Annotated in this window: 18 protein-coding genes and 1 pseudogene; 11 read left to right on the top strand and 8 right to left on the bottom strand. The window is 40.8% G+C overall.

Annotation, left to right across the window (positions count from 1 at the left end):
* The coding region (locus EAE90_RS18655) for a transposase family protein (protein WP_214054786.1) at positions 1–162 on the bottom strand (162 nt) is incomplete at its 3' end.
* 131 nt (positions 163–293) lie between these two features.
* On the opposite strand from EAE90_RS18655, the pseudogene EAE90_RS18660 reads away from it, so the two are divergent.
* A pseudogene (locus tag EAE90_RS18660) lies at positions 294–1,478 on the top strand (pyruvate formate lyase family protein); the annotation flags it as partial.
* A 73-nt stretch (positions 1,479–1,551) separates the two neighbouring features.
* A complete protein-coding gene (pflA, locus tag EAE90_RS18665; protein WP_214054747.1) occupies positions 1,552–2,292 on the top strand; it encodes a pyruvate formate lyase 1-activating protein in 741 nt (246 codons plus the stop codon).
* 275 nt (positions 2,293–2,567) lie between these two features.
* On the opposite strand, the gene EAE90_RS18670 is transcribed toward pflA, so the two are convergent.
* Positions 2,568–3,578 carry an Rpn family recombination-promoting nuclease/putative transposase gene (locus EAE90_RS18670; RefSeq protein ID WP_214054748.1) on the bottom strand — a complete coding sequence of 337 codons (1,011 nt, stop codon included), beginning with the start codon at positions 3,576–3,578 and terminating at the stop codon, positions 2,568–2,570.
* 578 nt (positions 3,579–4,156) lie between these two features.
* On the opposite strand from EAE90_RS18670, the gene EAE90_RS18675 reads away from it, so the two are divergent.
* Positions 4,157–5,002: a DUF4225 domain-containing protein gene (locus EAE90_RS18675; protein ID WP_214054749.1), complete on the top strand. Its 846-nt coding sequence runs from the start codon at positions 4,157–4,159 to the stop codon at positions 5,000–5,002.
* Positions 5,003–6,369: 1,367 nt separating this feature from the next.
* Here the strand turns inward: EAE90_RS18675 and EAE90_RS18680 are convergent.
* Positions 6,370–6,849: an Hcp family type VI secretion system effector gene (locus EAE90_RS18680; RefSeq protein WP_214054750.1), complete on the bottom strand. Its 480-nt coding sequence runs from the start codon at positions 6,847–6,849 to the stop codon at positions 6,370–6,372.
* 371 nt (positions 6,850–7,220) lie between these two features.
* On the opposite strand from EAE90_RS18680, the gene EAE90_RS18685 reads away from it, so the two are divergent.
* The 3 genes from EAE90_RS18685 to EAE90_RS18695 all read left to right on the top strand — a co-directional run bounded on the left by EAE90_RS18685 (position 7,221) and on the right by EAE90_RS18695 (position 12,367).
* A complete protein-coding gene (locus EAE90_RS18685; protein ID WP_246550941.1) occupies positions 7,221–8,024 on the top strand; it encodes a BPSS1780 family membrane protein in 804 nt (267 codons plus the stop codon).
* Between the two features lie 1,395 nt (positions 8,025–9,419).
* Positions 9,420–10,214 (top strand): BPSS1780 family membrane protein, encoded by a 795-nt coding sequence (locus tag EAE90_RS18690; protein WP_214054751.1) that lies wholly within the window; start codon positions 9,420–9,422, stop codon positions 10,212–10,214.
* Between the two features lie 1,352 nt (positions 10,215–11,566).
* Positions 11,567–12,367 carry a BPSS1780 family membrane protein gene (locus tag EAE90_RS18695; protein WP_246550942.1) on the top strand — a complete coding sequence of 267 codons (801 nt, stop codon included), beginning with the start codon at positions 11,567–11,569 and terminating at the stop codon, positions 12,365–12,367.
* 117 nt (positions 12,368–12,484) lie between these two features.
* Here the strand turns inward: EAE90_RS18695 and serS are convergent, their stop codons facing one another.
* The 5 genes from serS to lrp form a co-directional block, all read right to left on the bottom strand.
* Positions 12,485–13,774, bottom strand: a complete 1,290-nt coding sequence (gene serS / locus EAE90_RS18700; protein WP_214054752.1) for a serine--tRNA ligase — start codon at positions 13,772–13,774, stop codon at positions 12,485–12,487.
* 106 nt (positions 13,775–13,880) lie between these two features.
* Positions 13,881–15,224 carry a replication-associated recombination protein A gene (locus EAE90_RS18705; RefSeq protein ID WP_214054753.1) on the bottom strand — a complete coding sequence of 448 codons (1,344 nt, stop codon included), beginning with the start codon at positions 15,222–15,224 and terminating at the stop codon, positions 13,881–13,883.
* A gap of 7 nt (positions 15,225–15,231) precedes the next feature.
* On the bottom strand, positions 15,232–15,843 hold the full coding sequence (lolA, locus tag EAE90_RS18710) for an outer membrane lipoprotein periplasmic chaperone LolA (protein ID WP_214054754.1): 612 nt from the start codon (positions 15,841–15,843) through the stop codon (positions 15,232–15,234).
* Positions 15,844–15,936: 93 nt separating this feature from the next.
* Entirely contained in the window at positions 15,937–19,341 is a 3,405-nt protein-coding gene (locus tag EAE90_RS18715) for a DNA translocase FtsK 4TM domain-containing protein (RefSeq protein WP_214054755.1), read from the bottom strand.
* Between the two features lie 147 nt (positions 19,342–19,488).
* Positions 19,489–19,983 (bottom strand): leucine-responsive transcriptional regulator Lrp, encoded by a 495-nt coding sequence (gene lrp, locus EAE90_RS18720; RefSeq protein ID WP_011145896.1) that lies wholly within the window; start codon positions 19,981–19,983, stop codon positions 19,489–19,491.
* 499 nt (positions 19,984–20,482) lie between these two features.
* Here lrp and trxB point away from each other — a divergent pair, with 499 nt between their 5' ends.
* The 5 genes from trxB (at position 20,483) to infA (ending at position 26,171) form a co-directional block, all read left to right on the top strand.
* Positions 20,483–21,442, top strand: a complete 960-nt coding sequence (gene trxB, locus EAE90_RS18725) for a thioredoxin-disulfide reductase (protein ID WP_214054756.1) — start codon at positions 20,483–20,485, stop codon at positions 21,440–21,442.
* Between the two features lie 134 nt (positions 21,443–21,576).
* Complete coding sequence (cydD, locus tag EAE90_RS18730) at positions 21,577–23,346, top strand: heme ABC transporter permease/ATP-binding protein CydD (RefSeq protein WP_214054757.1); 1,770 nt, start codon at positions 21,577–21,579, stop codon at positions 23,344–23,346.
* A gap of 2 nt (positions 23,347–23,348) precedes the next feature.
* Positions 23,349–25,097, top strand: coding sequence for a heme ABC transporter ATP-binding protein/permease CydC (gene cydC / locus EAE90_RS18735; RefSeq protein WP_214054758.1), 1,749 nt, complete (start codon positions 23,349–23,351; stop codon positions 25,095–25,097).
* A gap of 6 nt (positions 25,098–25,103) precedes the next feature.
* Positions 25,104–25,796 (top strand): leucyl/phenylalanyl-tRNA--protein transferase, encoded by a 693-nt coding sequence (aat, locus tag EAE90_RS18740; RefSeq protein ID WP_214054759.1) that lies wholly within the window; start codon positions 25,104–25,106, stop codon positions 25,794–25,796.
* A gap of 156 nt (positions 25,797–25,952) precedes the next feature.
* The gene (gene infA, locus EAE90_RS18745) at positions 25,953–26,171 is read left to right on the top strand and encodes a translation initiation factor IF-1 (protein WP_002211347.1); all 219 of its coding nucleotides are present in this window, start codon (positions 25,953–25,955) and stop codon (positions 26,169–26,171) included.
* Positions 26,172–26,218: the final 47 nt, after the last annotated feature.

The following is a 26,218-nucleotide window of genomic DNA, read 5'->3' on the forward strand; positions in this document are numbered from 1 at the left end:
CCACTCGCTCTGTAACTCCCCAAATTCCTGAATCGATTTCCAGCCAGAAGCGCCGCATAATACAGCGGAGAAGGCTAAAAAAATCACATCCATTAGCTCATGTTTTTTATTGATGTCAGAACGGGGGGCTTCTATCTTGCTGATAAAATTAAAAATACTCATTATTAGGATCGCTTTTTTATGGAAGAGAGAGAGATCTTAACGTTTTAATGAGAGAAATACCTATAAAAAGTCATGTTCTGATTTTTATTTAACCAAAATAACCTTATTAAAAGTGTGAGATCCCACCCTGATCACCAGAACCCAACATGACCATCCTATGGTCCGAAAAACTGCCGATAAATTTCAAAAAATTCGCGGCAAAAGTTTCCATCGACACCTCATCTTTACAGTATGAGAACGATGATCTGATGCGTCCTGACTTCAACAATGATGATTATGCTATCGCTTGTTGTGTCAGCCCGATGATTGTGGGTAAACAAATGCAATTCTTCGGCGCCCGCGCGAATCTGGCTAAAACGATGCTGTACGCCATTAACGGTGGTGTGGATGAAAAGTTGAAAATGCAGGTTGGCCCAAAAGAAGAACCCATGAAAGATACGGTGCTGGATTACGACAAGGTTATGGCCCGCATGGACCACTTCATGGACTGGCTGGCAAAACAGTATGTTACTGCACTCAACATCATTCACTACATGCATGATAAATATAGCTATGAAGCGGCACTGATGGCGCTGCACGACCGTGATGTTTACCGTACTATGGCCTGTGGCATTGCGGGTTTGTCTGTCGCCGCTGACTCGTTGTCTGCCATCAAATATGCCAAAGTGACGCCGATCCGTGATGAAGATGGTTTAGCAGTTGACTTCAAAATTGAAGGTGAATATCCACAATTTGGCAACAATGACTTACGCGTCGATGATATCGCCTGTGATCTGGTTGAACGTTTCATGAAAAAAATCCAGAAACTGAATACTTATCGCAACGCGGTACCGACGCAATCCGTTCTGACCATCACTTCTAACGTGGTATATGGTAAAAAAACTGGCAACACTCCTGACGGACGTCGTGCTGGCGCACCATTTGGACCCGGAGCCAATCCAATGCATGGCCGCGATCAGAAAGGTGCCGTCGCCTCTTTAACCTCTGTGGCTAAATTGCCCTTCGCCTATGCAAAAGATGGTATCTCTTATACCTTCTCTATCGTACCAAACGCATTAGGCAAAGATGATGAAACACGTAAAACTAACCTGGCTGGTTTGCTAGATGGTTATTTCCACCATGAAGCAGAAATTGAAGGTGGTCAGCATCTGAACGTCAATGTGATGAATCGTGACATGCTGCTCGATGCTATGGAAGACCCTGAAAAATATCCTCAACTCACCATCCGGGTATCGGGTTATGCTGTGCGTTTCAACTCACTAACTAAAGAGCAACAACAGGATGTGATTACCCGTACCTTCACCCAATCTATGTAATAATTTGTTAGCAAAGGCTCTGAATTCTGGGGCCTTTATTCGTTTATCCTGCCAGTTTTGGAGCAAACCTGTTATGTCGGTACTTGGTCGTATCCACTCTTTCGAATCCTGTGGCACTGTTGATGGCCCCGGCATCCGGTTTATTGTTTTCTTTCAGGGCTGCCTGATGCGCTGCCTCTATTGCCATAACCGCGACACATGGGATACCCACGGCGGCAAAGACGTGACTGTTGAAGAGTTGGTAAAAGAAGCGACAACCTATCGTCATTTTATGAACGCTTCCGGTGGGGGAGTTACTGCATCGGGTGGTGAAGCCGTTCTTCAAGCTGAATTTGTACGTGACTGGTTCCGAGCCTGTCGCGCCGAAGGTATTCATACTTGTCTGGATACTAATGGATTTGTCCGCCGCTATGGTCCGGTTATTGATGAATTGATGGATGCAACAGATCTCGTTATGCTCGATTTGAAGCAACTTAATGATGAAATCCATCAAAAATTAGTCGGCGTTTCAAATCATCGCACTTTAGAGTTTGCACGCTATCTGGCTAAACGTAACCAGAAAACTTGGATCCGTTACGTTGTGGTTCCCGGTTGGTCCGATGATAATGAATCCGCTCATAAGCTAGGTGAATTTACTAAAGATATGCAAAATATTGAAAAAATCGAGCTTCTGCCTTATCACGAACTCGGTAAACATAAATGGACGACTATGGGCGAGGAATATCAACTAGAAGGTGTGAAACCACCTGCAAAAGAGACAATGGAGAGAGTGAAAAACATCCTGGAAAATTATGGTCATAAGGTCATCTATTAATTAAATTATTTAACTTTTATCTCTGAAATAAAGTCGCAATAACACCTTCAGAATATCAATGGTTTTTAATCATTGCATTATGTGACAAATTCCCCGGTATCAGAATTTGTAAATTTTGATACCTTACAATAAATTGAGGTTTTGACGAAACAGAACGAGTCTGGTTTCAGCTTCGCTGGACAAACGTAAAAGTCCCTTATATAGCCATCATCCTGAATAAGAACAAAAATGCCGATCTTGAATATCGGCATTTTGCTGTGAAAGAAAAGATTAATTTAATGCTTTAACGCTTCAATTTTATCCCGGCTCAGCCCGGTACTGGTGACAATAATGTCCAAACTCACGCCATGCCGTAATAAGGCACAAGCCGTTTCCAGTTTACCTTCCTCCCTACCTTCAACTCGGCCTTCAACTCGACCTTCAGCTCTGCCCTCAACTCGGCCCTCAACTCGGCCCTCAGCTCGACCTTCTGTTCGACCTTCCATTCGACCTTCCATTCGACCTTCCATTCGGCCTTGCTCGCGCCCTTTTTGTTCAAGCTGTTCTGCAATAGTCATCAACATCGTTTCATGCTCCGGAGATTGTTCAATCAGTTGATGGACAAATTGGGAGAGATCCAGCGTATGTCCATTCAGTAAAATATAGCGTAACACCACATTGCGCTGCTCAGTTGTATTATACCCTCCATTCAGAAGTTCTACCAATTGGGGGACCCATTCCAGCATGTCCCGGCAGCGAATATGTTTTTGCACCAGCTCCATCAGGGCAACCCCTTTATGTGTCAGGATTTCTTCATCGCTGAGTACACTGACATCCACCAACGGAAACGCATGACGGTATAAGCGGGCAGCCTGTTCAGGGAGCGTAAAACAATCCAGCCACCGGTTTGAATAAGGATACGGACAAACCTCACCATGATAAAACAGCAGAGGCACCACCAAAGGAAGTTCGGTATGGCCTTTTTTCAGATGGGCAGACATTGCTGACATGGCATAATGCATCAGCCGCCAGGCCATCAGCGGGTCAGGGGTGGACTGATGCTCAATCAGACAATAGATATAGCCCTGTCCCCGGGCCGTTTTAACCGAGTACAGCACATCACTGTGCAGTTGACGCAAATGCTGGTCCACAAAACTGCCGGGTTCCAGTTTCAATGTGGCTAAGTCACACAACGACTGGACCTCTTCCGGCAGATAAAGGGATAAGAACTCCCTGGCCGTTTCAGGCTGTGTTAAAAAATATTTGAATAATACATCATGGTGAGGCCGTTTTTCTTTCTTTGCCACAATCTGTTTCTCTATTTATCTATTAGTTATCGCTACTTATTGTAAAAGCTATAATATCGCTGGAAAACCTGTAATCAAGTTACCAAAAACATCTTGCCATATTTTATCAAGCAAGTCTTTACCGAACGCATTAATAGAAGAGCCTAAAAAATCAAATATCAGAAAAGAAAAAACGAGGAAACATTATATTTACAACAACTACTCAATGAAAACCATTCATTTAAGTAAGTTTTTAACTTACATTCGCATAATAATAACCATCTTATCAAAACATCCATTACTTATATTTTTGCCAATAATAAATTCATCAAACGTCGAAAATAATAAAATTATTAATTTAAATAAAGAAATTAAATAATATTTTTCTTAAACGAATGAATATATCAAGAAAATAGATAAAGAATTAATGTTGGCATTGAGAAAAATTTATAACGGATTTTGCTAATAATCCTACGTCTTAAAACGCCCAAAAAAGTATCCTTACAAGTAAAAATAAACCTTGACTTATAATTTCAATTGTATACTTTTAGTACATAACGCTATGTTAAACTAAATTTCAAAGAAACAGGTTACTCATTATGGATGCTTTAGATGAATTTTACGAAAGAAATCCTTCCGCCAGGGGATACTTGGATAACAGTACCAATGAAGAAAGAAAACTCCTAAAAATTCAAATGGATAAACAAAATGAGTTGATGATGCTTATGAACAGAGTTGCCGATAAATATGTAAAATGGAGTCTGGCCAAAGACCATTTTATCGGTGAAGTCATGGCCTATTGCCAAGAAAACACATCAAAGATAAATACCGGGGAGATCTCAATCTCTGAAGCAATAGCTTTATTAGACGAAGAAATCCGATCATTAGAAGAGCAAGATGCAATGCTTTCTCAAAAGAGTGTAAGACAAGCCATTGTTGTAAAGAAAAAGGTAAACAGTGAAAATGCTAAAAGTAAGAATGATGAGACAGTTAATTTGATTGTCTCATGGATCGGATTTGTATCTGGCAGTATACAACTCATGGGTGGATTTCTTGCTATTGATACCGGTGTTGGAGCAGCACTTGGAGCACCATTGATAGCTCATGGTTTCAATAATATTGTTGAAAGTGGTTATTATATCCTTTACCGCGAAAGCTATACTGGGCCAGTTAAATTTGTCTATGAAGGGGTTGGAGAAAAAGCTTTTGGAATGGATAAACGCGATGCTGATGTGGTATATACATCGGTTGATGTTGGTATGTCTATTAATGGATTATTCGGTTACAAACTTGAATCAGATAGTCAACGGTTATATCGGTATATAAATGCAGATCTGCTTGTTGGCTTAAAACGACAAGGTATAGAAATAATGAATTACAAAGAGTTAATTCTAGAATTAACAGGTGATGCAAGTACTGTCTTCGGACAATATAGATCATATTAAGGAATAAGATAGAAATGGGCTATGCATATATCATTTTTTCATTACTCATACTTTACCCCCTATATTTTGCATTTAAAAAGCTTTTAAGATCTGATAATGTCTATGTTAATTTTTCATCTTTATTACTTGCAATGTCATTTATTTGTTATCATCTATATGTTTTTAATTTTGATTACATTCCACTTTTCGATGTATCTACAACTGATAATGATTTTTTATTTTATAGCTCTATTGTTTTAGTTATTATTTACAATATTGTATACATGATTGCTCATGGTAAATATTATAGGAAAAACAAATGGTAATTTTGCAAATAGAATAAACTCACCCTAGATTAATGATTTATTCATCAAATATATTAAGGGTGTAAATAATAATTCATTTTTATGCTTTATTTGATAATGGTGATTTAAACACTATATATGGTCAGGTGAGGAGTTATTGATGAATTTGGCTTATGTTTCATTATCCTTAATTCTTCTATTACCTGTTTATTTCTGCATAAAAAGACTATTGATGTCATCTAATTTTTATCCCCATTTTTACGCAATAATATTACCATTGGTCTTTTCAGCATTTCATCTTTATGTTTTTAATTTCGATTCAATACCTTTTTTTAATGTGGATATCACTGACAATGACTTTTTACATTGTTACCCTTTAGCTTTAGGTTATTTAAGCTTCGTTCCTTATATAATAGTGATACGAGTTGTTATCAAACTTTATCCTCTATATTTTACTTTTAAAAAACTGTTAATGTCTTATGATGTCTATGTTAACTTTTCAGCAGCACTGCTTTTGATAGCATTTATTGCGTTTCATTTATATGTCTTTCATTTCGACTATATTCCGTTTTTTTATGTTGATGACTTTGTGTTTTATAGTTCTATTGTATTGGCTATATTGTGTAGTATTACATATATGATTGCACATGATAGAAGTAGAAAGAAGTTGTAATTGTTGAAAGTTAAATATAATCTTTAAGCTTATGGTGATGCAGATACTATTTAAATCATATTGAAGGAAGATATAGAATGGTAGACTATTTATATGTTATTTTTTCATTACTTGCACTCTATCCACTATATTGTGCTTTTAAGAAACTTTTAATTCCCTATGATGTTTATATCAATTTTTCATCCGTATTGCTTATGATAGCATCCAATCTTTTCCATATACATGTTTTCTATACCAATCAAATTCCATTTTTGGGTGTATCAATATCAAATAATGACTTTATGATTTATACTTCTTTTACACTATCTTGGTTATGTACTATTATATTTATGCTCGCACACAGCAGGCATTATAGGAAAAACAAATGATAATTTTGCCGGTAAAACAACACTATTTTACCGGCAAATAAATTAATAAACGCGATCATCCCAAATACTATAAGCACTTGTCCCTGCTATATGATGAGTCCATGTGATACTCTTATAACGTAAAGATATCGTTTCCTGCGGCTGTGCGCCAGCATGTGTTATCGAATGAGGGTGATAAACAGCTAAATCAACTATCGTCGCCTCAATTACCTTTATAGTGTAATACAACTCCTGAATCCCAAATCGATTCGTTCTATAAATATCAAACATACCGTCCAATACTTCATTTTCTGACATCGCTATTCCCAAAAGCGGTGACGATTTATCAACAGGTTTCTTAAATGTTATGGGATGGTGCTTGGCATGCTGATCCCAAGTTAAAGAATGATTGAGATTATATATGAATATCTGGTCTGTATGATCTAATTGGCCTTTATTTCCTATTGAATCTATCGATGAACAACCTGCCGATATCAGGCCCTGCCTACGGCCCTTTAAAGTTAAATAAATTAAGTCTGACATATGTGCTCCTTCTCAGCGTTAAAATGCCAACTACTAACTATTAGTAGTGCTTTCCATTCTACAGAAAAAAACACCCAATGGAATTAAAATCATTCCGATTATATGGGGTAGAAGTTAATTAAATTCAGCCGTCAGTTAACATTGAAACATTTTATTACAATTATTATCAATTTGATACAATTAGAAACAATTAGCAACACTTTGTAGGAAATCATTTATCTTTTCTGGTCGCAACTTATATTTAATGCTTGTTGAACAATAGAATTAATATAATATATTTACCTAATCTCTCAATCTGACTGCATCTTCCGAGATAAAGTCAAAAAGGCGATTTTAAATCTCATGTATCAACACATTAATTGGAAAATTATATGGATAATCAAAACTTAAATTTTAACTCCAACGCTATGACTAATGACCATCAGGAAGTATTTATTCCTAATGGTCAGTCCCTCAGTAGCACAGAAGGTGTTAAATGGATTGGTCAAGCATGGCAACTTGTCAAGAACAAATGGGGCATGTGGATACTACTCTATATTATCTATTCTATATGTATGGCTAGTTTCATGCTTATTCCTTTTATTGGAATATTTACCTTGTTTTTGAACCCAGTATTTATCGGCGGTATAATTGCCGTGTGCGAAAAACAGAGGACTAGCGGAGAATTCGAGCTAGGGCTGTTATTCAACGGATTTCAGAAAAACTTTGCGTCACTGCTCGGCGTTGGTGCTTTAACGCTTGGCATTATACTCCTCGGTGTTATCGTAATGTTTATTGCCGGTGGTAGTGCCGTAATTCATATTCTATTAGCCTTAGCCTCTCAACATAGTGAAATTTCAGCCGAAATGCTTCTAAATAGTCTGTCCTCATTACTTCTTGGTCTCTTTATTCTGATGGTTTTCTCAATTGTGAATGCCGCATTGACCTGGTTTGCACCAGCGCTAATTGTTATCCATAATTTGAAATTTGGTGCCGCTATATCAATGAGCCTGGCAGCAGTGAAAAAAAATCTATTGCCCGGTTTATTATTCTTTATCACCTCTGCGCTCATTTGCATAATCTCGGTAATGACTTTTGGTCTAGGTTTTCTAATCTCTATACCAGTACTTTTAGTTAGTTATTATTCCTCCTACCGCAGCATTTTTATCAGTAAGGAGAAGTCATCCACATTTTAATCGACTAAAAAACACTTAGGTTGACAAGCCTCGCTATTTTAAACGAGGTTTGTTTTTTATGATGGGAACACTCCTGCCATTTTCCCGATTTAACCCGTTTGATTGCTATTAAAAGCTACATTTTTACCTCAGAGCGTCAACCACTTAAGAATCGTTTAAAGCGAGTAAAAAATTCAAAGTCATACTGATATTAGAAGAAAGAACATCAGGAAAAACAACAAATCACCACATTAAGTAAACTTGCTTAACCAAAAGATTTTACGTAGCCGTAATACATTTTCGCAAAATCAGATAAATCATTAAAAGAAGCCAGAAAATCCTTAGATTAACCACAAAAAATAAAAAAGTTTAACAATATTAAAGAAATGGGCCTTGATTTTAATACCATTAATACCAGATTTTAAAAAAGTACAAGCGCTAAAAACAGCCTATTCCCCGTCGTGTTTAATACATTTATCGACGATTTTATCCCCCCGATCATTTTACACTTATTTAACCTGCCATAACTATCTAAAAGCACGAACAGAGAGAAATTAAGTCTTTTATGTGGCAGGAAGATTTAACTATAGTGCAATTTTTTATAAAGGCAATTAATTACACTTAATCGAAATCTATTAACCATTAATAAAGAACTGAAAAGAAATCAACATGAAAAGGAATATTATCCGAATAGATTGATATTAAGGTATTTTCTCGCTATTATTTTATGCAGCAAGCCATAGAGATAACTTAATAAATAAAGGTAAAACAGAACCAGTAAAGATAAAACAAGTATGATTAATGTTGGTTAACCGTAAAGCACGATGTTTTATAATGATTAAACTTAATAAAAAGCAGATGTGAAAAGTAGTTAAAACCTTATGCCAATTAAAACTTAAGATTAAAACAATGGTTTTTAATAACAGCGTAAAATCTTCCCTTAATAAAGCTTATCAGTGAAAACAAAAACTGATTTATTAATACTTATATAACCTAAAAAATAAGGGTGTGAATAGGTTGATCAAACAATCTGTTTTTCCAAAGGAAACGACTTAAACAGAGCATTCAACCACAAGAATAAATTTTTCATAACCAATTAAATAATTGACGTTCAAAAACCAGCATTGAAATATAAATATTAATTAAGTTATATGAAATAAGACACCATATATTACAAAGATAGCTTAGTTATTTAGATAATAATAAAACCATTTTATCAAGTTAAAAAAAATAAATAGCAAAATATTGCTTGCAAACCCACCACACTGTCAGCTAATTACTCCTATTTAGTACTTGTTAGTTAATAAAATTATTATATTATACTTGTTAGCCTTTTATGACTGACTGTGGCCTTCAAGGTGCAGACAGAAAAAGCAACCAAATAAATTGCAAATTAATAATTAAATTGGAAAACACATGGATAATAAGAACCTAAGCTTTAATTCCAATACTATATCCAGCAATCAGGAAGTATTTATTCCTGGTGGTCAGTTCATAAGTAGCGGCGAAAGCATAAAATGGATTGGTCAATCATGGGGAATCGTCAGAAATAAATTAAGTATGTGGATACTACTCGGTATTATTTATTGCATCATTACAATAGCTATACAATTTATTCCTTTCCTTGGGATACTTTCTGAAATTTTTAGTTCAGTATTTCTTGGTGGTCTTATTACCATGTGTGAAAAACAAAGAACAACTGGGCAATGCAAACCAGGATTATTATTCAGCGGATTTCAGAAAAATTTTGCATCACTGCTTGGTGTTGGTGCTTTATCTCTTGGCGTTACGCTCCTTGGCATTATCGCAATGCTTATTATTAGCAATAGTACAATGGATCACATATTGTTATATAGCCAAGATGGTGAGATCCCTATCGATATATTCGAAAATGATCTCTCTTCATTATACCTTGGTGCTTTCGTTCTGATTATTTTTAACATTTTTGCTACTGCTTTAACCTGGTTTGCACCAGCATTAATCGTTATTCATAATTTGAAATTTGGAGTTGCCGTGTCAATGAGCCTGGAAGCTGTAAAAAGAAACCTATTGCCCGGTTTATTATTTTTCATCACCTTAACAGTCATTTTCATAATCTCGGTAATGACTTTGGGTTTAGGTTTTCTAATCTCTATTCCGGTATTTATAGTTAGTTATTATTCCTCCTACCGCAGCATTTTTATCAATACAAATAAATCATCTACACTTTAATTAACTAAAAGATACGCCTACTATTTGCTGAGAATAAAGTGATTATTTTCAGCAAATCATCACGAAGACAAAAAAGAGCTATTTAACTTTCAATTCGTTGATAAACCCTGCTATTTCAAACAAATTTTTTTTATGATGGAAAATGCCCTGCAATTTTTCCCGATTAAATCTGATTGATTTACATTTTTACCCAAGGTATAAAATTAATGATTTTTAGCACTCTTTTCATAAAAAATAGGTAAAAATATTGATCATCAAAGGTAAAAAAGGTGATTAAGGATTTTTTAAAATGGGTAAAAAATTCGATACTATACTAATATCGGCAGAGAAAACATCAGGAAAAATGGTATTTAAATTGATTAACAAAGTGGCAAAATACCAGGTAACTACATTAATAAAACTTGTTTAAGAAAAGTATTTTTCACGGTTATAAGACGTTTTTTTAAAACCATAACTTTAATACATTTATCGGCGATTTTTACATTTAACTAACTTTCCTGATTATTTAAAATCAAAAATACAGGGGAATTAAAGCTTTTCAACCGGATTTAATTAAATATACGAATCCTGTTACTCATAGCATTATCACATGGTATTTATTATGTGAAACCTCGATATCTTAAATACGCAAAATTAAACTTAATACAAAGCAGGCATCAAAAGTGATAAAAACAACTATTAAAACCTTATATCGATTAAAATCAGAAGCTAACACAATGATTTTTAATAACAGGTTTAAAATCGGCCTATAATAAAGCTATCGGTGAAAAATAAAAAACAAAAACCGACTTTATTAATGCTTATATCCCATGAAAAAGGATAATAAGGATGTATACCCGTCATCTTTCAAGTTGCTTCTTTGTTGGCTGTACTCGCGCACCCCGGTAACATAGTTATCTATGATCCCGGGGATTCGCTCCCCTGCCGTCGCGATGTACCTTAAAACCCATAGTATATCAATAGGTTAACATTCCCAAAACAACCAACTTTAATGATATTTTCAACCACAAGAGTAAATTTTTTTATAAACCAACTAAATAATCCATGATGAAAAATCAGCATTGAAATATAAATATTAATTAAGTTCCATGATAGAAACCACAATATATTACAGAAATAGCTTAGTTATTTAGGTTAGTATAAAACCACTTTAACAAGTTAAAGCACACGGCAACACATTGCTTGTAAATCCACCGCACCCATTAGGTAATTACTCCTATTTAGTACTTGTTGATTAATAAATTTAATATATTATACTTGCCAGCTTTTTATGACTGACTGTAACTTTGAAGATGCAGACAGAAAAAGAGCGATTCAATAAATTACAAGTCAATAATTAAATCGGAAAATACATGGATAATAAGAACCTAGATTTTAATTCCAACGCTATATACAACAATCAGGAGGTATTTATCTCTGGAGGTCAATCCCTCAGTAGCGGCGAAGGTATGGGATGGATTAGTCAAGCATGGGGTCTCGTCAAACATAAATTGGGTATGTGGATACTACTTAGTATCATTTATTTCATTATCATATCTGGTTTACAGCTTATTCCTTTCCTTGGGATATTTGCAGGGATTTTGGGTTCAATACTGGCTGGAGGTATTATTGCTCTGTGTGAAAAACAGAGAACTACCGGAGAATTTGAACTAGGGCTGTTATTCAGCGGATTCCAGAAAAACTTTGCGTCACTACTTGCCGTTGGTGCTTTATCGTTTGGTATTATGATCCTTGGTATCATAGCAATGTTTATTATCGGCGGTAGCGCAGTGATTAACATTTTCTTAGCTAGTCAATATGGTGAGATTCCTGTTGACATATTCCTAGGCGGTTTGTCTCCATTATTTCTTAGTGTCTTTATTCTGTTCATCTTCAGCATCATTGCTGCTGCTTTAACTTGGTTTGCACCAGCATTAATCGTTCTTCATAATTTGAAATTCGGGGCTGCCGTATCAATGAGTCTGGAGGCAGTGAAGAAGAATTTATTGCCCGGTTTCTTATTCTTTATTATCTTTGGGTTAATGATGGTACTTTCTATAATGACTTTAGGCTTGGGCTTTTTAGTCTCTATACCCATATTTTTCGCCAGCTATTACTCTTCTTATCGTAGTATTTTTATCGGCAATGAGAAATCATCGACTTTAGTTAATTAAAAGATAAAGATACATTTATTATTTACTGAATTCAGTAATTCTATTTTCAGTAAATTTGTAATTAATAAAATAGACAGCAAAAAGCGCCAAATCTGGCGCTTTTCATTTACACAATAATCAACCAATATATTCCAAACCACCCATATATGGACGCAATACTTCGGGTATTTCAATGCGACCATCGGCTTGCTGATAGTTTTCCATAATGGCAACCAGAGTACGACCTACAGCCAAACCAGAGCCATTCAGGGTATGGAGTAATTGCGTTTTCTTATCCTCTTTACCGCGGAAACGTGCCTGCATACGACGCGCCTGGAAATCCCACATGTTAGAACAGGAAGAGATTTCACGATATGTGTTCTGAGCCGGTAACCACACTTCCAAATCATAAGTTTTGCATGCGCTAAAACCCATATCACCGGTACACAATAAGACTTTACGATAGGGCAGATTCAGTAATTGCAGTACTTTCTCTGCATGACCTGTCAACGCTTCCAGGGCATCCATTGATTCATCAGGATGAACAATCTGAACCAGTTCAACTTTATCAAACTGGTGCATACGGATTAGACCACGGGTGTCACGACCATAAGAACCCGCTTCTGAACGGAAACAGGGAGTATGAGCAGTCATTTTCAGTGGCAGTTCACTTTCATCCAGAATGTCACCGCGAACCAAGTTGGTTATCGGAACTTCCGCGGTCGGGATCAACGCATAATGACTTTCCGCCTCTTCTTCCAACGGTTTGGTATGGAAAAGGTCTTCACCAAATTTCGGCAATTGACCCGTACCATATAAAGTTTCGTGGTTAACCAGATAGGGAACATAAGTTTCCAAATAACCATGCTGTTCTGTGTGAAGGTTTAGCATAAATTGCGCTAAGGCCCGATGCAAACGAGCAATTTGCCCTTTCATCACCACAAAACGCGAACCCGTTAGTTTAACCGCGGCGGCAAAATCCAGCCCATTGGTCAACTCACCTAATGAAACATGATCTTGAATCTCAAAATCATATTTACGTGGCTCACCCCAACGGCTCACTTCCAAATTATCGTTCTCATCTTTACCTACTGGTACAGAGTCGTCTGGAATGTTAGGGATACTTAAAGCCAAATCACGGATTTCGGCCTGAAGTTTTTCCAGTTCGGCTTTCGCTGTATCCAACTTTTCACCTAACTGGTTCACTTCCTGACGCAGTGGATCAATATCTTCACCACGGGCTTTTGCTGCACCAATAGCTTTCGATCGGGAATTACGTTCTGCTTGCAGGGTTTCAGTTTCAACTTGTAAAACTTTACGGCGCTCTTCTTGTTTGCGCAGCGTATCCACGTCAAGGGCATAGCCCCTGCGAGCCAGTTTTTCGGCGACTGCGCCTAGCTCATTACGCAGTATGTTTGGATCGAGCATGCTAGTCCTGTGCTTGTCGTTATTAAGTTAGATGATATAAATAGGCCCACACAAGTTGATGGGCCATAAGGTATTTTTACCCGTCAACCTTACCGCAACAATAACGTTAGCGATAGCGTTTTATCGGGCTATTTTGATCCTGTTCAGCCAGCCAGGCGAGTTTATCGCCTATTTTACTTTCTAACCCTCGGTTAGTCGGATGATAATAGCGGGTTTCCCACATTTCAGGCGGAAAATAAATTTCACCCGCCGCGTAAGCATTAGGTTCATCATGAGCATAACGATATTCTTCGCCAAGCCCCATCCCTTTCATCAATTTTGTCGGTGCATTGCGCAAATGGACGGGAACATCATAATCAGGTTTTTCCTGCGCATCAGCCATCGCTGCTTTAAAAGCGGTATAAACCGCGTTACTTTTCGGCGCACAAGCAAGGTAAACAATGGCTTGAGCAATCGCTCTTTCACCTTCTGCCGGCCCAACACGCGTAAAACAATCCCACGCAGCAATGGCCACCTGCATTCCCCGAGGATCGGCATTACCAACATCTTCGGAAGCAATAGCCAATAAACGGCGGGCAACATATAACGGATCACCACCGGCGGTAATGATCCGCGCATACCAGTAAAGCGCAGCATCAGGTGCAGAACCGCGTATAGATTTATGCAACGCTGAAATCAAATCGTAATAACGATCACCTTTATTATCAAAACGAGCACTTCGTTCTCCACTGACTTCTTTCAATAGCGCCGGTGTCAAAACCCTCTGTCCCTGAGCATTGGTTTCTGCCATATCCGCCATCATTTCCAGTAAATTCAATGAACGACGGGCATCGCCAGCAACCAGCTCCGCAATCATGTGACGGGTATTTTCAGGCAAAACGATATTCTGACCATGATAACCGCGCTCTTTATCATTCATTGCCTGATCGAGTACCTGCTCAATCTCTTCTGTTGTCAATGACTTAAGCAGATAAACCCGCGCCCGTGAAAGTAATGCGGAATTCAGTTCAAAAGAGGGGTTTTCTGTTGTCGCACCGATAAAGGTGATCGTGCCATCTTCAATATGCGGCAGAAAAGCATCCTGTTGGCTTTTGTTAAAACGATGTACTTCATCAACAAACAGGATAGTTCTACGCCCTGCATTCCGATTCTGGCGCGCCTTTTCAATAGATTCACGTATCTCTTTGATGCCGGAAGTAACCGCGGATATCCGTTCAACATCAGCCTGAGCATAATGCCCGATAATTTCAGCTAATGTTGTTTTGCCCGTCCCCGGAGGCCCCCATAAAATCATGGAGTGCAATTGTCCAGCCCGGATAGCCCTTGGAAGCGGCTTTCCTACGGCTAATAAATGCTGCTGGCCGATATATTGCTCTAATGTCATCGGCCGCATACGCGCGGCCAATGGCTGGAATTCATTTTGTGAAAAATCGAGTGACAGGTTGTTCACTTAAACCTCACTGGCGCTGATCATCCAACGTAACGCCTTTCGGTAGCGTAAAACTGAACTTTGCCGCATCCACATGGGTATTTTGCTGCCCTTTTAATTGATAAGCACTCTTTTGTCCATCCTGTTCTATGGCAGAAAATTTTTGGATAGTGCCGTCAGCCGCGACGGTAATCGAGAAGCGTTTCAGATTGCCTGCGACATTATTCGGCGTCAGTTCAAAATCATTCCCTTGCTGGCTAATTTTATATTGGGACCAATCTTTAGCATCGTTACGAGTAATTAACATAAACGGCGTGTTACCTGTGGCATCTTTCAACCAATTAGCTGTTACCTGCTCAACAAACGGATTATAGAACCACAATGTTTTACCATCCGATACCAAGACGCTTTCATCAGGTGATGTCATATGCCAGTTAAATAGGTTTGGACGTTTAACCCATAATTGCCCTTCGCCTTCCTGAATTGTTGCCCCATCATCACTGGTGACTGTCTGAGTAAAGCTGGCATGAAAACTATTTACTTTACTCAAACGCTCCTGCAAATTCTGACTGGCATTTGCCCATGCCGCATTGATATTCATGCCAGCCATTAAACAACCAATCAATATCAGCTTTTTCATGTAAGAGATACCTTTCTCAGCGTTATTACTTCTTTCTCAACGTTATTACTTAAGTGATTTATTATCAGAGTCTTCAACGTTCAATATTCATTATCAGCTCTCATGTGGCGGCGGGGCCAATACTTCACGATTACCATTATGACCTGGAGCACTGACAATCTGTTGCGCCTCCATCTGTTCCACAATACGCGCCGCTCGGTTATAACCAATACGGAATTGACGCTGGACGCCAGAAATCGAAACTCGTCGTTTTTCCGTTACAAATTGAACTGCCTGATCAAACAGGGCGTCTAGCTCTTCATCACTGTCAAAACCTAAGCCACCCTCAGCATCATCACCACCACTGAGAATGCTGTCAACATACTCTGGACGACCGCGGGCTTTCCAATCATTCACCACTTCATGAACTTCCTGATCCCGAACAAATGCGCCATGAACACGCACCGGAATCGAGGAGTTTGGCGCCAGATAAAGCATATCCCCCATTCCTAATAGAGATTCAGCGCCGCCCTGATCAAGGATGGTGCGGGAATCAATTTTGCTGGAAACGGTAAAAGCAATACGTGTCGGAATATTCGCTTTAATCAGACCAGTAATAATATCAACCGATGGACGTTGAGTCGCCAGAACCAGATGGATACCAGCAGCACGCGCTTTCTGTGCTAATCGGGCAATCAGCTCTTCAACTTTTTTACCGACAGTCATCATTAAATCAGCAAATTCATCGACCATGACAACAATGTATGGCTCCTTTTTCAGCACCGGATGAGTAATATCCATGCTGTCACCGGGCTTCCAGAATGGGTGAGGGATTGGGCGTCCCATCTCTTCTGCCTGTTTAACCTTTTCGTTATAACCCGCCAGATTACGCACCCCTAATGCCGACATCAGTTTATAGCGGCGTTCCATTTCACTAACACACCAACGCAGTGCATTAGCGGCATCTTTCATATCGGTAACAACTTCGGTTAGCAGATGCGGAATGCCTTCATAAACCGACAACTCCAACATTTTCGGATCAATCATAATAAAGCGGACATCCTCTGGTTTCGCTTTATAGAGGATACTGAGGATCATGGCGTTAACGCCAACAGATTTACCCGAACCGGTTGTCCCCGCCACCAGCAAGTGCGGCATTTTACCTAAATCAGCGACCACCGGCTGGCCGCCAATATCTTTACCCAACACAATTGTCAGTGGTGACGGATTATCGCGGAATTTTTCACAATCTAATACTTCACGCAAATAGACCGTCTGGCGTTTTTTATTCGGCAATTCCAAACCAACATAAGGTTTACCTGGAATCACTTCAACAATACGCACAGCGACCGCTGATAAAGAACGAGCTAAGTCTCTCGATAAGTTGGAAATACGTGCTGCTTTCACCCCCGGAGCCAAATCCAGTTCAAACCGGGTAATCACTGGGCCGGGCGAGAAACCCACGACATCAGCTTTAACTCGATAATCGCTCAGACGCGCTTCAATCAAACGGGACGTTTGCTCAAGGGCAAACATATCAACGGGTTCTTCTTCTGCTAAAGGACTGGTTAACAGTTCGAGCGAAGGCATTGGTGTCGTTGGTTTTGGCAACGGTTGATCGTTACGAACCAAAAACGGATGAAATAAGCTATTTTGCTGCGGTTGCTGCGGTTGCTGCGGTTGCTGCGGTTGCTGCGGTTGCTGCGGTTGCTGCGGTTGCTGCGGTTGCTGCGGTTGCTGCGGTTGCTGCGGTTGCTGCGCAGCATTGTGTACAGGTGCTGGCGCAAAAGCAATTTCTGTGGGCCGTTCTGATTGGTTTTCCGGCGCCGATTGAACAGAAGGCATAAACAGCGGCTCTGCCGGCTCCTTTTCAACTAAATCTTCAACCGGTGAGAAGTTATTTAAAATCGATAAACTCTCCAGAGCCGAGAGTTCTTTTTTCTCTTGGTGGCTTTGCTCCTGATAACGCTTATGTTGCGGCTGCTCAACTGTTGGTTTAACAATTGTCGATTTAACAATCTCTGTCGCTGTTTGAGCCTGTTCTTCCACAAAAGGCCGATTTTCCGGCTCAAATAGATTCTGTCTTATCGGAGACTGGATTGGAGCCTGTTTTTCTGTATCCGCCGTAATACGGTAACGCTCGCGCTGTTGTTCAAGAAACTGCTGACGCAGCAAAGCTTCTTGCTGCTTATTAGCCTCAATATCACCATCCGATCCATCTATTTGCTGTTTGGCCTCCTTTTCACGCTGTTGTTCTGCCAGACGTTGTGAGGGAACTTTAATGCCATATAGCTCACGGCGGGTTGGAATACGGACAGGATTAGGACGAGGCAGTTCTGGCCCGATGCCTTGTTTAACCTGAGAGTTACCCGTTATAACCGTTGCGGCGGTTGCTGCCATAACATTTTTTTGCTCGGTATTTTTTGGTTCTGTTTCAGGCATAAAAGTGAAAGTATCACTGCTGTTTTGGCTATTTTCGACGGATTCAAATGTCGGCGTCCCTTGACGGTTAAATTCAGATATAGGTTCAAAATGGTACTCAGCAGGAATTTCAAATGTATAACAAACAGGTTCGTCGTTATTATTCTTTTCACTCTCTTCCACTAATGGCTGAGGCTGTACAATATCATCATCAGATGTATTGACCAGAATTTTAGGTTCAACATCAATATCAGCCATATTAATGGTAGGAATATCCGTTGGCTGCTCTTGTTTGATTTCTGTTTTCACTGATTCTGGTTCATTCAGTTCAGCTTTTGCTAACTCTGCGGCTGAAGGTGCGGTAAATAGCACATCATCATGCTCAATATCAGCCGCTGTAAATTCAGGTTCTGTTTTATCATAGGCGAGATCTTCCCGCGCAATAGCCGTTTCATCGTATGGCGTATATTCTTGTTCATTACGGCTGCGGTTGGTAATAAATCCTATTGCCCCCAGAATCACTGCCCCTGTTTTTTCAGCAATCGTTAACCATGACCAGCCAGTAAATAGCGTAAGCCCAATTGCCCAAACACACAGCAAGACTAAAGTCGCGCCCAATTCATTAAACCAAGGCAACATTGCGCTGCTAAACAGGCTGCCAATAATCCCACCGGAAGCAAAGTAATGGAGATCGTCAACATTCAGTGCCGCCAATCCACATGAAGTTAAGACAATTGCCAATGCGCCAATAATGCGCAAAGCCAGCGCAAAGAAATCGACATATTCCCTGTCATCATGCTGCCTAAAAGCAGTCCAGCAACCCAATATCATCACCGGGGGAATAGCATAAGCCAGAATACCAAATGCAGAAAACAGCGTATCGGCCAGCCATGCGCCAACTCCCCCGCCCAAATTATGCACCGGCTCATGCCATGCCGTCTGAGACCAACTGGGATCAGAAGGATTAAAACTGACAAGCGCGACCATCAGATAAGCCGCCAGGATGACAATAGCAAGCAACACAGCTTCTAACAGCCTGCGACCACTACTCAGTCTCTTTAACTTAATATTTTTATCTTCTGTATATTCCTGGCTCAAGAAAGGCTCTCCAGGTTTCCTGTTGGTTTAACGGAACAATTGATTTAACGGAACAACGCCGAGATAGCTCAGCGTTGAAACTGTATGCATAAACAGGAGTGTACCTAAGTTTTTCCAGTTTTGCACCTGTACATTTTTGGTAAGATTTTAGCGCGTCTTAATGACCAGACGGTTGCTCTGCTTAACTTCTTCCATTACAACATATGTGCGGGTGTCATTAACACCTGGCAAACGCAACAAAGTTTCGCCCAGCAACTTACGATAAGCTGACATGTCTGGTACGCGGGTTTTCAATAGATAGTCGAAATCACCGGAAACCAAGTGACATTCCTGAATCTCTTCCAATTTTTGTACAGCAGCATTGAATTGTTCAAAAACATCTGGAGCGCCACGGTTTAAAGTAATTTCAACAAATACCAGCAACGATGCATCCAAATAGTGAGGATTCAGCAATGCTGTGTATCCAGTAATAAACCCTTGACGTTCCAGACGACGAACACGCTCCAAACACGGGGTTGGAGACAAACCTACCCGTTTAGACAGTTCTACGTTAGAAATTCGCCCATCTTTTTGTAGCTCATTTAGGATATTGCGATCTATGCGATCAAGATCTTTTCCCGGACGTTTTTTATTATCTATCATCTTGTTGATCTCTCTTTATTTTCCTACACCCATAACATTTTCCCCTATCTCTTGAGTTTGAGTTGGAAAAGATGTCTTAAAGTTAAAGCCTCGCTCTATCAGCGTAAAGCAACTCACAGGCCATTTTTTTAATGCTACACAAAAGAGGATTATCCGTATGTCGATTTTTATGGAAACGAATTTAGCGAGGTGGATAATTATCTCTTACAGTGATGTTTTCGCAAATGCACAGCCGATTGTCAAAGTAAATGAGCAAAAATCAGAACAACCTGTGGAACAAATTTTCAGTTAATCGTTTCAATAGTCTACCATTAATTGAAAACGAGCAAATGAAATCCAAACAACACTAAAAGAACACTTTTCTCAGGTTAAAGTCATTATTAGTTAATATCTATCGGTAAAATCGTTAGTAACATGAGTCTTTTAGCTTTTTTTACTCTCCTATTTCTCCTACAATCGCTCGATATTCGATTAGGTGATAAATGGAAATGAGGTATTCATGAGCGCCGCCAAACACCACAAACTCATTATTCTTGGCTCAGGTCCAGCAGGCTATACTGCCGCGGTTTACGCTGCCCGAGCAAATTTAAATCCGGTTCTTATTACCGGAGTTGAAAGAGGCGGTCAGTTGACTACTACCACCGAGGTCGAAAACTGGCCTGGCGATCCGGAAGGTCTGACCGGTCCTGGATTAATGGAACGCATGCACCAACATGCTGAAAAATTCCAAACCGAAATCATTTCTGACCATATTCAAAAAGTTGATCTACAAAACCGGCCTTTACGCCTTTATGGTGATGAACAAGAATATACCTGTGACGCACTGATTATCGCAACAGGCGCTTCTGCCCGCTATTTAGGTTTACCTTCTGAAGAGGCATTCAAAGGGCGTGGTATTTCAGCCTGTGCAACTTGTGATGGTTTCTTTTATCGTAACCAGAAAGTCGCCGTTGTCGGCGGCGGTAATACCGCTGTAGAAGAAGCTTTATATCTGGCAAATATTGCAGCAGAAGTTCACCTAATTCATCGCCGTGATACTTTCCGTTCAGAAAAGATCCTAATCGGTCGCCTGATGGATAAAGTAAAAAATGGCAATATCATCCTGCACACCGATCGTATTTTGGATGAAGTACTCGGTGATGATATGGGCGTTACCGGTGTTCGCCTACGCGATACCCAAAGCGGCGCTACAGAAGAATTGGCAGTTACCGGCACATTCATTGCTATCGGCCATACTCCCAATACCGCTATCTTTGAAGGCCAATTAGATCTGGATAATGGTTACATCAAAGTTCAATCCGGTTTGCAAGGTAACGCCACTCAGACTTCAATTCCCGGTGTATTCGCCGCCGGCGACGTTATGGATCATACCTACCGTCAGGCAATTACATCCGCCGGTACAGGTTGTATGGCAGCCCTTGACGCAGAACGTTTCCTGGATGGGCTAGCCGCTAAATAAATTCTTTTTCTTTCAAGGCGCTATTTCGGTAGCGCCTTTTAACATGTAACATATCGGCAGAATGCTGACACATAAGATATGTCCAGCCTTTTGGTATGCCATTACCCTCACCTGCTAGATTAGAATTTTTTTCTATGGACAAAACAAGACAGTACGAATTGGTTCGCTGGCTGAAACAGCAAAGTGCCCCAGCCCAACGCTGGCTCCGCCTGTCCATGTTACTCGGCTTAATCAGTGGATTGTTGATTATCACTCAAGCCTGGTTACTTGCCTCAATTCTGCAAGCTTTAATCATGGATAACCTTCCGCGCGAGCACATCTCGAATGAATTTTGGTTGTTAGCAACCATCTTTGCTCTACGGGCCATCATCAGCGCTATTCGGGAACGAATAGGCTTTATCTGTGGCAAAGTCGTGCGTCAAAAAATCCGCGCTATGGTATTGGATAAGCTTGAACAACTTGGCCCGGTGTGGGTTAAAGGCAAACCAGCCGGTAGCTGGGCTACTATCATTCTTGAGCAAATAGAAGATATGCAGGATTATTACTCCCGCTATCTGCCGCAGATGTCTCTTGCCGTCATGATCCCGATTCTTATCCTGATCACCCTATTCCCTGTTAACTGGGCTGCCGGGCTAATTTTATTCGCGACGGCTCCGCTGATTCCCCTGTTTATGGCACTGGTTGGTTTAGGCGCCGCAGACGCTAATCGGCGTAATTTTGTCGCGCTAGGACGGTTAAGCGGTAATTTCCTGGATCGACTACGCGGGCTGGAAACGCTGCGCCTGTTTTATCGTGGCAATGCAGAAGCACAACAAATCAGCGAATCCACCGAAAATTTCCGTCGCAGGACAATGGAAGTGCTGAGATTAGCGTTCCTTTCTTCCGCAGTGCTGGAATTCTTTGCTGCCATTTCTATTGCTATTGTGGCTGTCTATTTCGGTTTCTCCTATCTAGGGGAGCTTAATTTTGGCAGTTACGGGATGGGCGTTACCCTGTTTGCCGGTTTTCTGGTGTTAACCCTCGCACCGGAATTTTTCCAGCCATTGCGCGATCTGGGCACTTACTATCACGCCAAAGCACAGGCGGTTGGCGCCGCGGAAGCATTAGTGACTCTATTGAGCAGTGATGGCGAACATGCCCCTACCGGTGGTGATAAAACACTAAATCCCCAAGATTCATTGACCATCATTGCTAATGATCTGGAAATTTTGGCCCACGATGGCAACCGGCTTGCTGGCCCGTTGAATTTTACTATAGAGAAAAATCAACGAGTGGCATTAGTTGGTCCAAGCGGAGCAGGTAAAAGTTCCCTCTTGAATTTACTGTTAGGGTTCCTGCCCTATCGTGGCTCAATACAAATTAATGGCACTGAGCTGCGTGAATTGGATCTACAGAGATGGCGTAATCAACTGAGTTGGGTTGGGCAAAATCCACATCTGCCTGAGCAAACTTTGCTTGATAATATTCGTCTGAACCAACCTAATGCCAATCAACAACAAATCCATCAGGTTATGGAACAAGCATATGTCACCGAGTTCATTCATGATTTGCCCGATGGGCTAAATACCATCATCGGTGACAATGCAGCACGATTATCCGTTGGTCAGGCCCAACGTATCGCTGTTGCCCGCGCCCTACTGAAACCTCGCCAGTTATTATTACTGGATGAGCCTGCCGCCAGCCTGGATGCGCATAGCGAACAACGGGTTATGGAAACACTCAATCAGGCATCTCATCATCAGACGACTCTGTTAGTTACTCACCAATTAGAAGAGACACTGGAATATGATCAGATTTGGGTCATGGAAAAGGGGTTGATTATTGAACAGGGAGATTACCAGACGCTAAACCAATCTCAAGGGGTATTCACTCGTCTGTTATCCTATCGAAGTGAGGAGCTGTAGTTATGCGGGTATTGCTTCCTTTTCTAGCGCTCTATCGCCGTCATTGGTTTCTTATCAGTTTAGGCATGGTGCTGGCCGTTGTTACGCTACTCGCCAGTATAAGTTTACTGACTCTCTCTGGCTGGTTCCTTGCAGGCGCAGCACTAGCAGGTTTTGCCGGTTATACATTCAACTATATGCTACCAGCCGCGGGTGTCCGAGGCTCTGCCATTCTTCGAACTGCCGGGCGCTATGCCGAACGGTTGGTGAGCCATGACGCCACTTTCCGGGTATTGGCGCATTTACGGGTTTTTGCCTTTCAGAAAATTTTGCCACTTTCACCGGGGGGAATAGCTCGTTTTCGTCAGGGCGAATTATTAAACCGGTTAGTCGCTGATGTTGAAACATTGGATCATCTCTATTTACGGGTGATTTCGCCGATATTATCAGCTTTTATCGTTATTATAGTTCTCACTTTCGGCCTTGGTTTTCTGGATTCCACATTAGCCTATACTCTTGGCGGTATTATGCTGGCGCTGTTGATCCTGCTGCCATTGGTATTTTATAACGCAGGTAAATTCGTTGGTCGCGATTTGACTATTCTGCGAGGTCAATACCGCACCCAACTGACAGCGGCGTTGCAAGGGCAAGCTGAATTGATGGTATTTGGTGCTGTTGGCCGTTTCCGCAAGTCAATGGCTGATATTGAGTCACGTTGGTTAAGACGTCAACAACAGCAAGCCAATCTGACCGGTTTATCACAGGCAATCATGATTTTCGCCACCGGTATGACTGTCACATTGATCTTATGGCTGGCGGCTAATGGCGTAGGGGGAAACAGCCAGCCGGGAGCATTAATCGCACTGTTTGTCTTCTGTTCCCTTGCTGCGTTTGAAAGCTTGGGGCCTGTTACTGTTGCATTCCAACATTTAGGGCAAGTCATTACCTCTGCAACCTGTGTTTCTCAATTGATGCAACAAGAACCGGAAGTCACATTTCCTACATCAGGGCCGGAAAGTTCAGCGCAAGCCAGTGCTGATATCAAAAATATCAGTTTCACCTATCCTGATCAGCCAATGGCTGTCCTGAAAAACGTTTCTCTTTGTTTGAAAGCGGGAGAACATATCGCGCTGTTAGGCAAAACCGGTTGTGGTAAATCTACCTTACTACAATTACTGACCCGGGCCTGGGATGTTGATTCAGGCACAATCTGTCTGAATCAACAGCCCATTACTGCTTATGACGAATCAACTCTGCGCAGTATGATATCGGTTGTTCCACAACGTGTGCATGTGTTCAGTCATACTTTGCGCCAGAATTTATTACTGGCAAAACCAAATGCAGCCGATAATGAACTGGAAACTGTGCTGAAACAGGTAGGTTTAAGCAATCTACTGGAAACCGATGAGGGGCTAAACTGCTGGATGGGCGAAGGTGGTCGTCAGTTGTCAGGCGGTGAACAGCGCCGCTTGGGAATTGCCAGAGCGTTATTGCACTCGGCGCCAGTGATGTTGCTGGACGAACCCACTGAAGGGCTCGATGCGGACACTGAACAGCAAATTCTGTCTCTACTACGTCAATACTGTCAGCATAAGTCATTAATTATTGTCACCCACCGTCTGTACGGACTTGATCATATGGATCGTATTTACGTCATGGATGGCGGCACCATCATTGAACAAGGGCAACATGATGAATTACTGATCCAGCAAGGTCGCTATTATCAATTTCATCAACGGCAACATCAGATTCGTCTTGAACCGGAGCAGTAACACACGATGCCAATAATTCAATTGAAAGATGATTCATATGATTTCCCTCACCCGAAAGAAGCATTAACGGAGCCTAATGGTCTACTGGCAGTAGGAGGGGATTTATCGGCTAAACGATTAAATGCCGCTTACCATCAAGGCATTTTCCCTTGGTTTTTACCCAGTGAAGTGCCACTTTGGTGGTCTCCTGATCCACGTGCGGTAATCATTCCCGGTGAATTGCATATCGGCCGAACACTACGCCGGTTTCTGCGCAATCACCCATACCGTATTACGATGAATCATGCCTTTGAACAGGTAGTTTATTTCTGCGCTCAACGGCAGGAAGGAACATGGATAGGCCGGGATATCCAACAAGGTTATCAGAAATTACATCAGGCAAAGCAAGCGCATTCAGTAGAAGTCTGGCACAATGAGCGGATTGTTGGCGGCTTGTACGGTGTCAGCGTTGGCACACTATTTTGCGGTGAGTCTATGTTTAGCAGAATGGAAAATGCATCCAAATGTGCGTTCATTGCCTTCTATCACCATTTTCTGCGATACGGCGGTGAACTACTGGATTGCCAAGTGCTTAACCATCACACAGCGTCACTAGGTGCAAAAGAGATCTCCAGGGAAGAATTTATTCAGCATCTTTATCAATTCAGAAATCGGTCATTAAAACCCGGTTGCTGGTTACAACAAGTACTGGAATTATAATCAACATTTGACCGATTCATGTTGATTATAACGTAAATATCACCATGTACCATTTGCAAAATAACGGGTTAAAATACAACATTCCTTTACATAATGTGGGTTTTTCGGCATTATCTTGCCCGTTAAAAACGATGGTTATTAAACTTAGAGGATTAGATGGCCAAAGAAGACAATATTGAAATGCAAGGTACCGTGCTAGACACGCTACCAAACACTATGTTCCGCGTTGAGTTAGAAAACGGGCACGTAGTCACTGCTCACATCTCAGGTAAAATGCGTAAAAACTACATCCGCATCCTGACAGGCGACAAGGTTACAGTTGAGCTGACCCCATATGACCTGAGCAAAGGCCGTATCGTCTTCCGTAGCCGCTGATTCATTACCGTTTATCAGGTATTACACCACAGGTAGCAACTTTGTAT

The sequence above is a fragment of the Photorhabdus caribbeanensis genome (assembly GCF_018448885.1).
Lineage (GTDB): Bacteria > Pseudomonadota > Gammaproteobacteria > Enterobacterales > Enterobacteriaceae > Photorhabdus > Photorhabdus caribbeanensis.

What these genes read in the sequence shown, in the direction of transcription:
- cydD (WP_214054757.1), top strand. Translation starts at nt 21,577, where the DNA reads ATGGACAAAACAAGACAGTACGAATTGGTTCGCTGGCTGAAACAGCAA.
- infA (WP_002211347.1), top strand. Translation starts at nt 25,953, where the DNA reads ATGGCCAAAGAAGACAATATTGAAATGCAAGGTACCGTGCTAGACACG.
- serS (WP_214054752.1), bottom strand. Translation starts at nt 13,774, where the DNA reads ATGCTCGATCCAAACATACTGCGTAATGAGCTAGGCGCAGTCGCCGAA.
- EAE90_RS18675 (WP_214054749.1), top strand. Translation starts at nt 4,157, where the DNA reads ATGGATGCTTTAGATGAATTTTACGAAAGAAATCCTTCCGCCAGGGGA.
- EAE90_RS18690 (WP_214054751.1), top strand. Translation starts at nt 9,420, where the DNA reads ATGGATAATAAGAACCTAAGCTTTAATTCCAATACTATATCCAGCAAT.
- EAE90_RS18680 (WP_214054750.1), bottom strand. Translation starts at nt 6,849, where the DNA reads ATGTCAGACTTAATTTATTTAACTTTAAAGGGCCGTAGGCAGGGCCTG.
- lrp (WP_011145896.1), bottom strand. Translation starts at nt 19,983, where the DNA reads ATGATAGATAATAAAAAACGTCCGGGAAAAGATCTTGATCGCATAGAT.
- pflA (WP_214054747.1), top strand. Translation starts at nt 1,552, where the DNA reads ATGTCGGTACTTGGTCGTATCCACTCTTTCGAATCCTGTGGCACTGTT.
- lolA (WP_214054754.1), bottom strand. Translation starts at nt 15,843, where the DNA reads ATGAAAAAGCTGATATTGATTGGTTGTTTAATGGCTGGCATGAATATC.
- trxB (WP_214054756.1), top strand. Translation starts at nt 20,483, where the DNA reads ATGAGCGCCGCCAAACACCACAAACTCATTATTCTTGGCTCAGGTCCA.
- aat (WP_214054759.1), top strand. Translation starts at nt 25,104, where the DNA reads ATGCCAATAATTCAATTGAAAGATGATTCATATGATTTCCCTCACCCG.
- cydC (WP_214054758.1), top strand. Translation starts at nt 23,349, where the DNA reads ATGCGGGTATTGCTTCCTTTTCTAGCGCTCTATCGCCGTCATTGGTTT.
- EAE90_RS18695 (WP_246550942.1), top strand. Translation starts at nt 11,567, where the DNA reads ATGGATAATAAGAACCTAGATTTTAATTCCAACGCTATATACAACAAT.
- EAE90_RS18685 (WP_246550941.1), top strand. Translation starts at nt 7,221, where the DNA reads ATGGATAATCAAAACTTAAATTTTAACTCCAACGCTATGACTAATGAC.